Annotated in this window: 12 protein-coding genes and 1 pseudogene; 7 read left to right on the top strand and 6 right to left on the bottom strand. The window is 65.8% G+C overall.

Annotation, left to right across the window (positions count from 1 at the left end):
* The coding region (locus ABW137_RS03380) for a hypothetical protein (RefSeq protein WP_526396879.1) at positions 1-1446 on the bottom strand (1446 nt) is incomplete at its 3' end.
* Between the two features lie 257 nt (positions 1447-1703).
* On the opposite strand from ABW137_RS03380, the gene ABW137_RS03375 reads away from it, so the two are divergent.
* Together ABW137_RS03375 and ABW137_RS03370 are read left to right on the top strand one after the other, a co-directional pair.
* Positions 1704-3062 carry an acyltransferase family protein gene (locus tag ABW137_RS03375; RefSeq protein WP_526396877.1) on the top strand — a complete coding sequence of 453 codons (1359 nt, stop codon included), beginning with the start codon at positions 1704-1706 and terminating at the stop codon, positions 3060-3062.
* Between the two features lie 9 nt (positions 3063-3071).
* Positions 3072-5447, top strand: a complete 2376-nt coding sequence (locus tag ABW137_RS03370; protein ID WP_526396875.1) for a Tex family protein — start codon at positions 3072-3074, stop codon at positions 5445-5447.
* Positions 5448-5522: 75 nt separating this feature from the next.
* Here the strand turns inward: ABW137_RS03370 and ABW137_RS03365 are convergent, their stop codons facing one another.
* The 5 genes from ABW137_RS03365 to ABW137_RS03345 all read right to left on the bottom strand — a co-directional run bounded on the left by ABW137_RS03365 (position 5523) and on the right by ABW137_RS03345 (position 10327).
* Positions 5523-6257 carry an SDR family oxidoreductase gene (locus ABW137_RS03365; protein ID WP_526396873.1) on the bottom strand — a complete coding sequence of 245 codons (735 nt, stop codon included), beginning with the start codon at positions 6255-6257 and terminating at the stop codon, positions 5523-5525.
* Between the two features lie 123 nt (positions 6258-6380).
* Positions 6381-7274: an SMP-30/gluconolactonase/LRE family protein gene (locus tag ABW137_RS03360; RefSeq protein WP_526396871.1), complete on the bottom strand. Its 894-nt coding sequence runs from the start codon at positions 7272-7274 to the stop codon at positions 6381-6383.
* Positions 7271-8362, bottom strand: coding sequence for a CaiB/BaiF CoA transferase family protein (locus ABW137_RS03355; RefSeq protein WP_526396870.1), 1092 nt, complete (start codon positions 8360-8362; stop codon positions 7271-7273). Before ABW137_RS03355 ends, ABW137_RS03360 begins: the two co-directional genes overlap by 4 nt.
* Before the next feature lie 82 nt (positions 8363-8444).
* Positions 8445-9116 (bottom strand): GntR family transcriptional regulator, encoded by a 672-nt coding sequence (locus tag ABW137_RS03350; RefSeq protein WP_526396868.1) that lies wholly within the window; start codon positions 9114-9116, stop codon positions 8445-8447.
* A complete protein-coding gene (locus ABW137_RS03345; protein ID WP_526396866.1) occupies positions 9116-10327 on the bottom strand; it encodes a CaiB/BaiF CoA transferase family protein in 1212 nt (403 codons plus the stop codon). Before ABW137_RS03345 ends, ABW137_RS03350 begins: the two co-directional genes overlap by 1 nt.
* A gap of 178 nt (positions 10328-10505) precedes the next feature.
* Between ABW137_RS03345 and ABW137_RS03340 the strand changes: the two genes are divergently transcribed.
* The 5 genes and pseudogenes from ABW137_RS03340 (at position 10506) to ABW137_RS03320 (ending at position 15463) form a co-directional block, all read left to right on the top strand.
* Positions 10506-11825, top strand: a complete 1320-nt coding sequence (locus ABW137_RS03340) for an MFS transporter (RefSeq protein ID WP_526396865.1) — start codon at positions 10506-10508, stop codon at positions 11823-11825.
* Positions 11822-11992: pseudogene (locus ABW137_RS03335) on the top strand (2Fe-2S iron-sulfur cluster-binding protein); the annotation flags it as partial. The gene ABW137_RS03340 and the pseudogene ABW137_RS03335, both read left to right, overlap by 4 nt.
* An 81-nt stretch (positions 11993-12073) precedes the next feature.
* Positions 12074-12334: a (2Fe-2S)-binding protein gene (locus ABW137_RS03330; protein WP_526396881.1), complete on the top strand. Its 261-nt coding sequence runs from the start codon at positions 12074-12076 to the stop codon at positions 12332-12334.
* Positions 12331-13299, top strand: coding sequence for an FAD binding domain-containing protein (locus ABW137_RS03325; RefSeq protein WP_526396863.1), 969 nt, complete (start codon positions 12331-12333; stop codon positions 13297-13299). The genes ABW137_RS03330 and ABW137_RS03325 overlap by 4 nt, the downstream gene beginning before the upstream one ends.
* A 19-nt stretch (positions 13300-13318) precedes the next feature.
* On the top strand, positions 13319-15463 hold the full coding sequence (locus ABW137_RS03320; RefSeq protein ID WP_526396861.1) for a xanthine dehydrogenase family protein molybdopterin-binding subunit: 2145 nt from the start codon (positions 13319-13321) through the stop codon (positions 15461-15463).
* Positions 15464-15735: the final 272 nt, after the last annotated feature.

The raw sequence follows: 15735 nt of genomic DNA, 5'->3' as shown, positions 1-15735 counted from the left end.
GCCCATTCTGCTGTGGGCAGCCGCTTGGTTTCCCGGAAGTCGGCGCCCTTGCAAAGGCGACCGGAATAGCCCGCAGGTTCGAATCCTGTCAGCCTGACCGCGAAAACCCGCTCCGACCAAAGTCCGAGCGGGTTTCAACAGGCCGTCGTCCACGAACAAGATGATGCCGCCCACGACGTTGCCGTCGGCGTCGCGGACGTCGCCGGTGATCTCGACGGGACTCGCAGCCGCCGAGCGCAGCACGTCCTCAGCGACCGGCTGCAGGTCCACGGTTCCGCAGCCGCAGTTGCATCCCCTCGTCACCACCACCGAGCGGGCCTGCACGCGCAGCTCCTCGACACCGGGAAAGTCGAATGCGAGGACGCCTCCAGGAGTCGTCCGCACTCCAGATCCCCACCCCGACGTGGGGCCGGCCACCCAGGTGATCGCTGTGATCGACGAGTCGCTACTCATCGGTGTGGGCGCGGCTCGATCCCGTCGTCGGTGCTGACGCGATCGTGAAAGCGCGTACGGCGGCGGTGCGGGAAGCGCCGGCGTCCCGCCGAAGGTCGTCACTCCCGCGGGTGAGACCTCGAATCCCTGGACCGAACCAGCCAGCGTCCCGACGCACGCCACCCCACCGGTGATCGCCATGCACGTCGAGCCGACTCCGTGCACGCGGTACCCGACGGGCAGCTGCTTGATGAGGCCCGGATAGGCGGGCGTGTCGAACTTCGGGTCGTCGGTCCGCCGGATCCCGGACGGTCCTGGCAGTTGCGTGAAGACTTCGTTCTCCGCGCCGGCGACGTGGGGCAGGACGCCGTCGCATCCGATCTCGCCACCGCTGAACACCATGATCGAACACGTCAGGCCCCCGTCGACCACGAAGATCGGGAACAAGTTCTTCGCTCCAGTCCCGACGATGTAGGTCTCGTCGGTGCCGACGAAGTCATTCGGATCGGGGAAACCGTTCGGCAGCCCCGCGGTCGCTGGACCGATGCTGGAACGCGCAGGCGACACGATCATCCACTGCGCGACCGGCTGGCCCTTCGTGCAGATCGTGAGCTGGTCGGTGCCCACCCCGCACTCGAAGTCGCCGAACGCGATCTTCTGCCCCTCGCGCAACACGCGAGCGGCATCACCGGAGACCTTCACGAAGCTGGGGTTGATCGTCTCGCGCAGGCCTCGGGTGTTGGCGTCGGCCGACAACGCGATCTCGTTGACGCCAGCGGGGGTACCCGGGAGTCGTCCGTCACAGCCCGCCGTGCCCCGGTCCGGCTGGATGGCGCAGAGCAGCCCGTCGGGCGTCTCGAAGTAGGCCTCGTTGCCGGAGACGAAGCCATCGGGTGCCACCGAGGTGTATCCACGCAGGTCGGGCAACGCCGCTGGCTCGGCAGCGGCTGGGGCGGCGGTGGACGGCGCCACTACGGCGAACAGTGCGGCGAGAAGAATCAGTGCTGAACGCATCACCTGCAATGTAGGGCACCGAAGCGCCCACATAGAAACCCAGAGCGTCCTGCCCGAACGCGATATCGCTCACCCGCAGCGACGTATTCTGCGTCGATGGGGCAGCGGGTACGGCCTCCGCCGGCGGTGTCGCCCATTTCGCCAAGGGCAACAGCGCTCCGGGATCAAACGCCGGCGGCGGATGAGCAGCCCCGTGAACTGGCAGAACGCGTAGTCCTACTCATCCGCACCTGCCTGCCCCTCGACATGCTGACTGCATGCCGACTGCCAAGCCAACGCCCGACACTCGCAACGCCACGCCCACAACCCGCAACGCCACCCCGGCCGGTCGTGACCGCGCCGTCGACGTAGCCCGTCTCGCCGCCCTCGTCGTGGTGATGTTCGGCCACTGCGCGCTTCTGCTCGCCACCATCGGCACCGACGGCCTTCACATCGGAAACCTGCTTGGCGAGCTGCCCGTGATCATGCCCATCACCTGGGTCGTTCAGGTCATGCCGCTGTTCTTCCTCGCCGGCGGGGCCGCCGGTGCCTACGGATGGAAGTCGGGCACACCCTGGGGCACCTGGTTGTTCACCCGCGCTCAACGCCTCTGCCGGCCGGTGTTCTGGTACCTCGCGGCCTGGGTCGTCGGCCTGGTGCTCGTCCGCATGATTCTCGGTGCCGAGTCCGCCGCAGGCCTCGGCCGCGAAAGCGTGGCACTGCTCTGGTTCCTCGGCGTCTACCTCGTCGTGCTCGCCTTCGTCCCCGCCCTGACCAGGCTGCAGTCGGGCCGCTCGGTCGCCCTGCTCGTCGTCACGCTGCTCGGCGCCGCAGCTGCCGTCGACGCCATCCGCATCTCCGCGGGCACCCCGATGGCCGGCGTCGCCAACTTCCTGATCGTCTGGCTGATTCCCGTCACCATCGGCACGGCCTACGCCCGTCGCCTCATCCCTCGCCGCGCGGCCCTCCTCGTCGCCGCCTGCGCGTTCGTCGCCCAGATCGCCCTCGCCATGACCGACACCTACGAAGTCTCCCTCGTCGTCACCGGCGTCGAACGCTTGTCGAATACCTCCCCGCCGACACTGCTGCTTGCGCTGCACTGCACCTGGATGTCCTGCCTGTTCGTCGCCGCCGCGGGCGCCATCCACCGGTGGGCCGAGCGGCCGCGCGTCTGGCAGGTCGTCGCCGTCGGCAACGGGGGAGCCATGACGCTCTACCTCTGGCACATCCCCGCGATCGCGGTTGCCGCCTTCTCGCTGCACGCCCTCGGCCTCGACGCGTACGACGTGCACGCGACCGGCTTCCTCGGACTCCTCGCGCTGCGGGCCACCGTCTTCGCGGCAGTGATGGCCGTCGCGTTCAAACTGCTCTCCCCGCTGGAGCACCGACCGCTGCCGTGGTGGGACGCGAAGGTCGGCGCGACGGGGGCCAGCTCCACCGTCGCCGGCGCCCTGATGTGCGTCGCAGGCGTCGCCCTACTGCTGATGGCGAAGAACGGGCTCAGCGGAGTCGACGGGTGGATGGCGCTGGGTGCCTTCCTGGCCTCGGTCACACTCGCGAGAACGTGTGCGACCGGCGCGGTGGTCAAGACGACACGTTGTGCCGTTCCGACGAGCCCCGTCCGACCCATTCGGTAGGGTCTCGGCGTGACTTCGAGCCCGCCGGTCAAATCCGTAACCGCCCGTCTTGCTGAGGAACTGGATGTTCGGGAGGCGCAGGTCGCCGCGACCGTCCGGTTGCTGGACGAGGGCTCGACCGTGCCGTTCATCGCGCGCTACCGCAAGGAGGTCACCGGCAGCCTCGACGACGGCCAGCTCCGCACGCTCGAGGAGCGCCTGACCTACCTGCGCGAGCTCGACGCCCGCCGCACCGCCGTGCTTGCCTCGATCGAGGAGCAGGGCAAGCTGACCGAGGAGCTTCGCAACGCGCTCCTGACCGCGGACACCAAGTCCCGCGTCGAGGACATCTACCTCCCGTTCAAGCCCAAGCGTCGAACGAAGGCGCAGATCGCCCGCGAAGCCGGCCTCGAACCGCTGGCCGACCGGCTCCTCGCCGACCCGACGCTCGTTCCCGAGGACATTGCGGCGGAGTTCGTCGGCGAGAACGTCGCCGACGCCGCCGCTGCGCTGGAGGGCGCGCGCCACATCCTGATCGAACGGGCCGCCGAGGACGCCGAACTCGTCGGCACCATCCGCGCGAAGTTCTGGGCCGAGGGCTCGCTCAGGACCGGGCCCTGGTCCGACGACGTGGCCAAAACTCCTGCCGCACAAAAGTTCCGCGACTACTTCGAGTTCAGCGAACCCCTGGAGAAGATGCCGTCCCACCGGGTGCTCGCCGTCATGCGTGGGGAGAAGGAACAGATCCTCGCGATCAGCTTCGACGGCGGCGACGAAGAGGCCTACCAGGCCATGGTCGCCCAGACCCTCGGGGTCGACCTGAGCTCGAAGGCGGCCGCCACCCCGTGGCTGGCCGCGACCGTTCGGTTGGCCTGGCGGGTGCGGTTGATGGTCAACGCCTCCGTCGACGCCAGGATCCGGTTGCGGCATCGCGCCGAGGAGGACGCGGTCGCGGTGTTCGCCAAGAACCTGAAGGACCTCCTGCTCGCGGCGCCTGCGGGCACCCGGACGACGCTGGGCCTGGACCCCGGCTTTCGCACGGGTGTGAAGGTCGCCGTGGTAGACGGCACCGGCAAGGTGGTCGACTCCTGCGCGATCTTCCCGCATCAGCCCCAGAAGCAGTGGGATCAGGCCAAGGCGACGCTTGGCGCACTGGTTGCCCGCCACGGCGTTCAGCTGATCGCCATCGGCAACGGGACGGCGTCGCGTGAAACCGAAGCGCTGGCAACCGAACTCATCTCCGACATCAAGGCGTCCGGCGCCGATAGTCCGACGAAGGCGATGGTGAGCGAGGCGGGTGCGTCGGTGTACTCGGCGTCGGCCTATGCAGCGCACGAACTACCCGACCTGGACGTGACGATCCGTGGCGCGGTGTCGATCGCGCGACGCCTACAGGACCCGTTGGCCGAACTGGTGAAGATCGAGCCGAAGTCGATCGGCGTCGGGCAGTACCAGCACGACGTGACGCCGGGCATTCTGGCGCGGAGCCTCGACGGTGTGGTCGAGGACGCCGTGAACGCCGTCGGCGTCGACCTGAACACCGCGTCGGTGCCGCTGCTGGCACGGGTGTCCGGCGTCACGGATTCGTTGGCCGAGGCGATCGTCGCCTATCGGGAGAAGCAGGGTCCGTTCCGCAAGCGCAAGGCGCTGCTGGACGTTCCGCGCTTGGGCCCCAAGGCATTCGAACAGTGCGCGGGCTTCCTGCGGATCCGCGACGGGGACGACCCGCTCGACGGGTCGGGCGTGCACCCGGAGTCCTACCCGGTGGTGCGGCGCATCCTAGATCGGTCGGGGGTCACGCTGGCCGAGCTGATCGGCAACGAACGGTCGTTGCGGTCGCTGAAGCCGTCGGACTTCGCCGACGACCGGTTCGGCATTCCCACCGTTACCGACATCCTCGCCGAGTTGGAGAAGCCGGGACGCGACCCACGGCCGGCGTTCTCGACGGCAACGTTCGCCGCGGGCGTGGAGAAGGTCGCGGATCTCAAGGTCGGCATGGTGCTGGAGGGCATCGTCACCAACGTGGCGGCGTTTGGCGCCTTCGTCGACGTCGGTGTGCATCAGGACGGGCTGGTCCACGTGTCGGCGATGTCGGATCGCTACGTGTCGGATCCGCACGAGGTGGTGCGCTCCGGGCAGGTGGTGCGGGTCAAGGTGCTCGAGGTCGACGTGGACCGGCAGCGGATCGGGTTGACGCTGCGCCTCGACGATACTCCGCAGCAGCGCGGACCCGGCAAGGGTGGCGGCGGCCAGGGCAAGGGTGCGCCGGCGAGGGGCGGGTCGGCGAGGGGCCGCCAGGAGCAACCAAAACCCAACCGCGGCAAGGACTCTGGCCGCCGTGAGGCCGCGGCGCCAGCGTCGGGATCGATGGCCCAGGCGCTGCGGGACGCCGGCTTCGGTCGGTAGCTGGGCCTTGAGTGACACCGGTGCGCGGTCGCGCGAACGGATTCTCCTGCACTCCGCGCAGCCGAGTGGGCGGTCCTATTGCGCGCTCGCCGCGGGCCGCACGATGATCTCGTTGACGTCGACCTCCCGCGGTTGATCGATCGCGTATCCAATGGCGTCCGCGATTGCCGTGGCTGGAAGTGCCACCGCCCGGTAGGTCTCCATCGACTTGCGTGCACCGGGATCTGAGATCGATTCCGCCAGTTCGGATTCGGTGACGCCGGGGGAGATCAGAGTCACCCGGATGTCACCCGCGGACTCCTGACGAAGCCCCTCGGAGATCGCCCGCACCGCGAACTTCGTGGCGCTGTACACCGCCGCAGTAGGCACTACTTCGTAGGCGCCGACCGACGCGACGTTGACGACGTGCCCGCCACCTTGAGCTGCCATGATGGGTAGCACCGCGCTGATCCCGTGCAACACGCCTCGCACGTTGACGTCGATCATTCGGTCCCACTCGCCGACTTTCCTCGCGGCCAACGGCGAGAGCGGCATTACACCTGCATTGTTCACGATGACGTCGACCCGTCCGTAGAGGTCCCGCGCCGCGTGCACGAAGCGTTCCACGTCGGCGGCGTCGGTGACGTCGAGACGTTGGAATGCCGCCTGTCCACCCGAATTGGTGATTCGACCGACCAGTTCCTCGAGTCGGTCGGCCCTCCTGGCCCCCAGGAAGACTCGGTGCCCATCACGTGCCAGTCGCAGCGCGGTGGCTTCGCCGATGCCGCTGCTGGCACCGGTGATCAGAACGACCTTCGTGTCGTTGGACATGCTCTCCTTCTCTCTCCCGCCGCGGTGGCGAGGTCCTGTGGCCCGCCCGGTGGGCAGGATGGTGATTGCGGTGAGGGTGGCTAGCCCGAGGGCGCAGGTTCCGAGCTCGTCCAACGCCCAGAGTCAATCGACGAAGGGTGCGCGGCCACGGGTATGGTGTGCCGATTCGGGGATGCTGACTACCGCTCCGCCGCGCGCGGACGTCACTATCAAGTCCTCCAGATCGGCTCCTGCGAAGCAGAGTGCCGTTGGTACCGCCCGTATGCCGAAATCTAGCCGTGCGCAGACGTCGCCATCGGGTGTCAGGCGGACTACCGCACCGCTGAAGCTGCAAGCGACCCACACGTGGTCGTCCACATCGACGGCCAAGCCATCCGGCACGCCGTCGAGGCGGGGGGCTCTCCAAGGGTCTTGTTGCCAAGCACCGTTCGGCCCAGCCGCGAAGCGCAGCACTCGGCGAGTGGCACTTTCGGCGACATACAGGTAGCGCGAATCGGCAGAGAATTCGATGCCGTTGGGGAAGGACAATCCGACCAGAATCGGCTCTATGGCGAGGGTTTCGAGGTCGAGCGCCCAAACCCTGCCGGGTGTCACCTGATGCTCACGGTCGAGCTCACGGCCGGGGGCGTCTGTGATCCAAAGCCGGTCATCGGGTCCCATGACGCAGTCACTCGGTGATGCCAGAGGAGATCCCAACAGGTGGGTAACGCGGCCGCGTGAGAGAAGTTGGATGCCCGGAGCCTGCCTCGAGGATGATCGCGATCGCAACGCCTGCCCACCGTCTTGACAGATGAGTAGGTCACTGCCCACCGCCGCGAGGCCGCTGGGTCCGCCGCCCGGCTCGGCAATCTGGTCAACGGTGGCGTCTCGGCGGTTCACCCGGTAGATGAGTCCTCGGTTGACGCTGGTGACGTACAGATGATTGCCGTTCCAGACGGGGCTTTCGGTGAAACCGAGGTTGCGGGCAAGTTCGCGACAGGAGTTCGGGTCAATGGGATCTGCTGAGAGCTCGATCATTTGGGGATGTCCTGCCTGCCCCATCGCTCACTGATGTCGTGGAGTGAATCACCGTCGGGGACCTCGCGCGACGGGGTGGCGTAACCGAACCGGGGTGCGGGTGAGGGGTGTGCCGCACCGTCGACGTCGGTGAACAGTCCGCGCTCGCGCGCAAACGGCGTCTGGAGTGCTTCCTCGAGGGTCAAGACCGGTGTGACACACGCGTCGACGTTGTCGAAGGCACTCTGCCAATGCGCGAAGTCGCGCGTGCGCACAGCATTGGCGATCGCCTCGCGCGCCCGAGGCCAGTCGGCCCGGTCGTGCTGGCTGGCCACGAAGTCATCTGGCGACAGCTTCAAGACGGTCAGGGCTTGGCGGTAGAACGCTGGCTCGACGGCGCCGAAGGCAAGGTACCGTCCGTCCGAGGTCTCATAGACGTTGTAGTACGGCGCTCCTGTGTCGATGTCATTCGTGCCGGGTGTATTGCTCCAAGAACCCCTAGCCAATCTGCTCCATACGCCGACCATCAGCAGGTTGCTGCCATCGGCCATGGCGGCATCCACGACGCAACCCCGGCCTGTCGTGCCTCTACCGATCAGCGCGGCCAGCACGCCGTAGGCGAGAAGCATTCCCCCACCACCGAAATCGGCAACGAGATTGAGCGGCGGCATCGGCGGCTCGTCTCGTCGGGCGAGACAGTGCAGTGCGCCAATGTGGGCCAGGTAGTTGATGTCGTGGCCGGGCCGCTTGGCGAGCGAGCCATTCTGACCCCAACCCGTCATCCTCGCGTAGACCAGTCGCGGATTCTCCGCCAAGCAGATGTCGGGTCCAAGACCCAAGCGCTCCATGACTCCCGGGCGAAAGCCTTCGATCAGAACGTCTGCTGTCTTAATGAGCGCGGCTACCTCACAACGACTTTCGGCGTCCTTCAGGTCGATCTGGAAGGTTGGCCTGCCCCGTTCGAGGATGCCGCCGCTGTGACCAGGATCGTCCGGGCGCGTGATGCGCACGACGTCGGCACCGGCGTCGGCCAGCATCATCGCGGCGAACGGAGCCGGACCCAGTGCCGCGATCTCGACAACACGAATGCCGTCCAGAACATTCTTCACGATCTTCTCCTCGACGCTGGTCGCGCTTCGAGCGACCTCGACTGGTGTCAGGTGGTGCGCTGCTGAATGATGCGGTGGCCCGTCAAGCCAGCAGCCCGCGGCGGGCGAGTTCGACGATGACCGCCGCACCATCTATTTGAAGGTGTGCTTGACATTCGGCAGCGACGACGTCGCGATCGCACTGGCGCAGCGCAGCGACGATTGCCCGGTGTCCTCGTTCGGCTTCCGGATTGCCCGCAGGCGGAATGTCGTATACCGAGCGGGGTAGATTATGGGCCATTTGGCGGAGAACGGCCTTCAGTCGGTGACTTCCTCCGACCTGGTTGATCGTCGAATGGAACTCCCAATGCGCCTCGTGCGTGCTTGGGGCGTCCGGATCCCGACCCATCACGTCGATGAGATCCTCGAGCCGACGCAATCCGGCTTCGTCGAACCGACCGCAGGCACGGCGTGCCGCCAACCCCAGCATGTTGCCGTACATCGCATAGTGGTCTTCGATGTCTTCCCGTTCCAACGGAACCACGAACGCGCCACGGCGGGGCTCGTTGTCGATCAATCCGTCGACCTGCAGGCTGATCAGGGCCTCGCGCACCGGCAGCCGACTCACGCCGAGTTCCTCGGCGATGTCGTCCTGCATGATTCGTGCCCCACCGGTGAGTCGCCCGTCGAAGATCCGTTCCCGGATCAGCTCGGCGACGTCGGCGCTGAGGTTGGCACGCTGGCGGCTCCCGCGGCCCAAAGGCGTTTCTGACATCAGATCGCTCCGTTCTCGCGTAAGTCTGCTATCTCCGTCGGCGTGTATCCAACCTCCGAGAGAACCTCGTTCGTGTGCTGACCCAGGCTCGCCCCGGTCCAGCGGATGCCACCGGGAGATGCCGAAAGACGGGGGAAGACATTTTGCATGGGAAAGTCTGAAATCTCCTCGTGCTGCACCCAAGTGATCGAGTCTCGCGCGATGAAGTGGGGGTCATCCACCATCTGTGCAGCGGTGTAGATCAACCCGGCTGGGACCGCTGCGTCCTCCAATCGCCGGAGGCACTCTGCGGTGGTCTGTGCACGGGTCCACTCGCCGATCATGCGGTCGATCTCGTCGCTCTGGTCGTTACGCGATTCGTGGCTGAGGAAATCGGCATTCTCCGCGAGATCGTGCTGACCCATCAAGTGGAGCAGGCGACTGAAGATCGAGTCTGCGTTGGCTGCGATTAGGACCATGTCTCCGTCGGCGGTCGGATAGACGTTGCTCGGCGCGACACCGGGGAGTCGGCTGCCGGTGCGCTCGCGCACGATGCCGCCGAGCACCCATTCGGGCACAGACGATTCCATCACTGCGAGTACCGATTCGAAGATCGCGGCATCGACCACTTGGCCGCGTCCCGTGCGTTCTCGGTGGTGAAGTGCCACCATCGCGCCCAGACACGCGAAGGTGGCAGTCAACGAATCCCCAATCGAGATACCGCAACGCGAGGGTGCAAGTTCGGGATGTCCAGTGATGTAACGCAGTCCACCCATCGCCTCGCCAATCGAGCCGTAGCCCGGCCTGTTGCGGTAGGGGCCCGACTGTCCAAATCCGCTTACTCGGACCATGATCAGGCCAGGATTGGTAGAGGACAGCGTTTCGTAGTCCAGACCCCAACGTTCAAGAGTGCCAGGACGAAAGTTCTCCACCAGCACATCAGCTTGGGCGATGAGGCGCCGAGCGACGTCTTGCCCTTCGGGAGTGCGCACGTCGCACGTGACGGAGCGCTTGTTCCGCCCCACGATGGGCCACCACAACGGGCGGCCGTCCACGTGGGCTCGCCCCCACTTTCGGATGGGATCGCCAGCCACCGGCATCTCCAGCTTGATCACGTCGGCCCCGAAGTCGCCCAACAGCTGTCCGCAAAACGGCCCAGCCAGCAGCTGACCCATCTCTACGACGCGGACGTCGTCCAACGGGTGCTTGAAATCCGCGAACAACTCTGTCACTAGACCTCCCTGCTCACGCTGAAACACTCTCATGTCCAAGCCTTGCGGATACTTGATACATGATCCTACAGTAAGGAACATCACATCTCAACGGGAGGCAAGACAAATGACAGGCGACTCCACGCATCAGCATCAAGGGCCCCGTGGTGCGATAGGCCCCGCTGCCCGCGCCGCTCTGGTGGGCTCCACGCTCGAGTGGTACGACTTTTCGCTCTACGCAACCGCTGCAGCGCTGGTGTTCAACCGGGTCATGTTTGCGACCACCGATCCTGCAGTGGGAACTATCCTGGCGTTTGGCACTTTTGCCGTTGGTTTTCTAGCTCGACCGGTCGGCGGCATCCTGTTCGGCCACTTCGGTGACCGCCTCGGCCGTAAGAAGATTCTCGTCTTGACACTGCTCATCATGGGATCTGCCACCGCGCTGATTGGCGTGCTTCCCACGTACGACCGCATCGGAATCCTCGCGCCAATCTTGCTCGTAACGCTTCGCATCGTGCAGGGGTTGGGCGCGGGGGCCGAGTTCGGCGGCGCGGCGGTTCTGTCAGTCGAACATGCGGCGCCCGAGTCTCGTGGAGTTCAGGGTTCATGGACCGTGGTCGGTGTTTTCGCCGGACTGCTGTTGGCGAGCGTGACGTTCACCGCACTTCTGCAAATGCCCGAGGACGATTTCCTGACGTGGGGGTGGCGACTGCCGTTCCTGGCCAGCATTCTCATTGTCGGCGTGGCTCTGGTCATTCGTCTTCGAGTCGCCGAGAGCCCGGAGTTCACGACGATGAAGGCGACCGACGCGGTGTCCGCCTTTCCGTTGGGAGTTCTCATCCGCACCCAGAAGCGGCCGCTCGCAGTCGTAATGGCGAGCCAAGCCGGACAGAGCGCAGTCTCCTACGTCTATTTGACCTTCATCATCGCCTACGCCACGCAGCAACTGGATTTGTCGCCAAGTGCAGCGACGATCTCGGTATCTTGCGCCGCGATCGCCGCAATGGTGACGATGCCGCTCTTCGGTGCTCTATCTGATCGAATCGGACGGCGCACCGTGATTCTTGGTGGCATGGTGTTTTCTGCGGCGTTCGCCTTCCCGTTCTTCGCGATCGCGAATATCGGCACCAACGCGTCCGTCATCATCGCGATGGTGATTGGGGTGGGAGTTGGTAGTGCTGCAATGCTCGGACCTAGTGCAGCTTATTTCACCGAGCTGTTCCCCCCGCAAGTCCGCTTTAGCGGGTTGGGTTTGGGCCGAGAGCTCGCAGGCGCGCTAAGCGGAGGGTTTGCCCCCACCGTCGCCGCCGCACTCGTGGTGCAGAGCGGCGGCGCCTCTTGGCCGGTGGCCGCGCTGTTGCTCGTCGTGGCGATTCTCACCGGCGCTGTGGTGTGGTGGGGACCGGAGACGCTGAACAGGCGCCCGAATTCCCAGCGCCCGGTAGAGGTTTCGTTGTCCGAACCGGTCGGCATGTCTGCGCGCACCCGGGCAAATGAGATGGTGCGCAAGCAGCCGTGACTGACGGGAACACGAGCACTCGGCGGATCACGCTGACCGTCAACGGGCAAGAGGTTTCTGCCGTCATCGACGTTCGGCGATCTCTAGCTGACTTCCTGCGCCTCGACCTAGAACTGACGGGGACTAAGATCGGTTGCAACCAGGGCGGTTGTGGTGCGTGCACAGTTCACGTGAATGGGCTACGCCTCTTGTCCTGCCTGCGGTTGGCGGTCACCGCCGATGCCTGCGAGGTCGTGACCATCGAAGGCTTGGCGTCGAGCGACGGACTCCACGCCGTCCAAAGGGCCTTCATCGAGCACGACGCCCTCCAGTGCGGATTTTGCACGCCTGGACAGATCATGTCTGCCGTTGGCGCCCTTCGTGAAGGCGTGGCGCTCGAACCGCGCGAACTGGCGGAGGCGTTGAGCGGGAATCTATGCCGATGCTCGGTCTATCCCCGAATCGTCAGGGCTGTCCAACAGGCAGGCGTTGAACTCTGTGGTGGGGAGCAGCCTCAATGCAACCAATGACGTACGCTCGCCCAGATAACGCCACAGAGGCCGTCGAGATGCTGAGCCAACCCGGCGCCGCAGTCCTCGCCGGAGGCACGACCCTGGTAGACCTCATGCGCTGTAAGATCGTCCGCCCGACAACGCTTATCGACATCTCGCGTCTCCAGGACCTTCGCGCAATTGAGGATTCCGACGGGTCGATTGCCATCGGTGCCTGCGCAACGATGACTGAGGTGGCACGTAATAGGCTTGTCGGAGAGAACTTCCCGGCGATCAGAGAGGCGCTGCTGCAGGCCGCGTCAGCTCAAATCCGCAACCAAGCGACTGTCGGCGGCAACCTCCTGCAAGGCCCACGTTGCGTTTTCTACCGCGACCATCGCGCACCGTGTAGCCGACGCGATCACCGACAACCTTGTTCGGCGCGAATGGCTTCCACCATCACCCCACCCCTGGTCGGCGCACACCAGAAGTGCATGGCAACCTACCCGGGTGATCTCGCCGTCGCGCTGGCTGCCTACGAAGCAACGGTCGAGGTGCAGTCCCAGTCGGGTGCGCGGCAGGTAGGCGTGACCGATCTCCTTCGTCCTCCAGATCCGGCTGATCGGCCTGCACTGGAGGCGGGCGCTTTGATCACCCGCATCTTCGTGCCGGAGTTCTCCAGCTTCTCGGCATTCGTCAAACGGCGCCAACGTGCGAGTTTCGCGTTCGCTTCGGCCTCGGCGGCGGCGGCCCTGGAAGTCGCCGACCACACCGTAGTAAGTGCCCGGATCGCGATCGGAGCGCAGTCGACACATCCGCACCGGATGACTGGTGCCGAGCAAGTACTCATTGGAAAGCCGCTGCAGCGCAGTAGTTTCGAAGCCGCCGCCGCCGCGGTGGTAGCTGGACTAAACGGACCTGACCATGCAGTCGCGTGGTGTCGTGACACCGTCACGCAAGCGCTAACCGAAGCCGCAGCACGGGCCGCCCATGCCGTCCGGTGAGGCAACGCGCATTGACGCATTGAGCAAAGTCACCGGGGTCGCACGGTATGCGAGTGACTACGCCGGTAGTGATGACCTCCACGCCGTCCTAGTACTGGCAGACCAAGCACGAGGCACACTCACCGAGATCAACACCGAGACCGCCACGGCACTGCCCGGCGTCGAGGCGGTACTGACCCATCGCGAATTTCAGGAACGGGTTGGACCGGGGACATTCCTCTATGACGGAGGCCACTTCCACACATCCTTCGCGCCCATGGCCGGTCCTGATATCCGCTACCACGGACAGCTCATCGCACTAGTGGTGGCCACGACAGTGGAGCAGGCGCGACACGCGGCAGCGTTGGTGACGTGGACCATCGAACCCGTCGGCGCGACCATCGACCCCTCCGCAGCGGCACCTGCGACGGACACGGAGATCTTCACATTCGTCAGCGCCCCAGCCACCCCGCGGCCGATGGCAAACCGCGCTTTCGGCGACGACGTGACGATCGACGCCGAATACGGCACTCCTCCAATGCTTCACCACCCCATCGAACCGTACGCAACCCGCGCCGACTGGTCCTCGGGGCGACTGGTGGTAGCAAGCCCGTCGCAATGGGTAGTCGGCGAGGCCCGCGGACTGGCACACGCGTTGGGAGTCCCAGTCGAACGTGTGCAGGTGGTAAGCCCCGTGGTGGGGGGCGCCTTCGGCAGCCGAGTGTTGCTCCTCTGGCACACGGTCTACGTGGCCGAAGCAGCACGAAGATTGGGCAGCCCAGTACGACTGCACGTCGACCGCGCGCAGATGGCGACACTCGGGTCATATCGAGCCGCAACGCAGCACCGTGTTCAGCTTTCGTCGACCGCCGACGGCGCGCTGCAGTCCTACCAACACCGGGTGCGCAGCCAAACGTCGCGCAGTGACCACCTGGCACTGCCGGGTACCTCGCTGACCGCAAGACTCTACGCAATCCCCTCCCAGCGGCATCGAGAGAGTGTGGTGCCCGTCGACCTGACGACACCCGGGTTCATGCGTGCGCCACTGGAGTATCCGGTCGCCTTCGCTCTGGAGTCGGCCCTCGACGAACTTGCGGCTGGATGCGGAATCGACCCACTGGAGCTTCGCCTGCGAAACCTCCACACTGGCGAGACAGCGAAGGCCAACGGCACCCAAGGTTTGAGGCGATGCCTGCAGACGGGTGCCGACCGCTTCAGCTGGCCGACGCGAAATCCTGCAGTGGGGAGCATGCACGATACGACGACCGGCGAAGTTCTTGGTTGGGGCTTGGCCGTCGCCCATTATCCGGGGTACCGCGGCGGTCTGACCCGCGCCCGCGTCCGCCTGACAACCGCCGGCGTTCTCACGGTGAGCCTTGCTGCCCACGATCCCGGGACCGGCCTGGCGTCGGCAGTCGCGGTCGCGGTCTCGCGGACCTTGCAGATACCGCTGGGCCGGGTCACGGTCGATCTCGGCGATAGTGACCTTCCCCTCGCGCCGATGGCGGCGGGTTCGGCAAGCTCGGCGACTGCGGTCGCGGCCGCAGTCTCGGCAGCGACCAGGCTGCTCACCCTCTACGGGCGGGACGTGCTGGTGGTCGGACCGACGCGGACCATCGAAGCCGAGGCCACACACATTCCGGATGGGTACGTCGAAGGGGAGGCGGCGAAGGCGTTGCGCGGAGACTTCGTCCAATCCGGTCCAGAAGCCGCATCGGGGTTTCGCTTCAGTGTCGGAGCGCATTTCGCCGAGGTTGGTGTCGACGCCCACCGCGGGCGCATTCGCGTGCGCCGGATGCTCGGCGTGTTCGATATCGGTACTGTGCTGCACCCCGGTGCCGCGCGTGGACAGCTCGAGAGTGGGCTCCTGTGGGGCATCGGCCACGCCCTGATGGAGGATGCGCGGCCAGATGACGGTGTGGCTCGGCTGCTCGCCACGGGCATCGTCGATTACCACATCCTGAGCCACGCCGATGCGCCGCACGTCGACGTCGTCCTGCTCGACGAGGACGCCAACGATGATCCGTCAAATGCCAAGGGCGCCGGCGAGATTGGAGTCGTTGGCAGCTCAGCTGCTATCACGAATGCCATCTTCCACGCTACGGGCTACAGAGTACGTTCACTGCCGGTCCGCCCTCAGTCCGTCCTTCACGCCCGCGAGACGGACATGCCACCCCAATCGTGAACATGTTGGCTGAGGCGATCTCTGCGGCCGAGCGCAACGCGGGGCGCGACTGCAGTGGAGTCAGGGGAACGCCTCGAGCCGTAGTGGCAACCGAGAGTCAGGGCGTACCGAGCCACCGCGGTAGATCTCGCCCTGGGCTGGCCCGCGGATGGTCCGGCGACCTAGCCCTCACTTAGACGAGCCCGGCTGAGGCTATCGGCTGGTCTCAGCAACTACCAGGGACAGCAGCCCCGGAAACTGCCGGTCGATGTCCGCCCGCCGCAGGAGTACTC

The sequence above is a fragment of the Mycobacterium sp. genome, assembly GCF_040509115.1.
Lineage (GTDB): Bacteria > Actinomycetota > Actinomycetes > Mycobacteriales > Mycobacteriaceae > Mycobacterium.
Note: the sequence above shows the minus strand (reverse complement) of the source record. Positions and strands in the feature narration are given on the sequence as shown.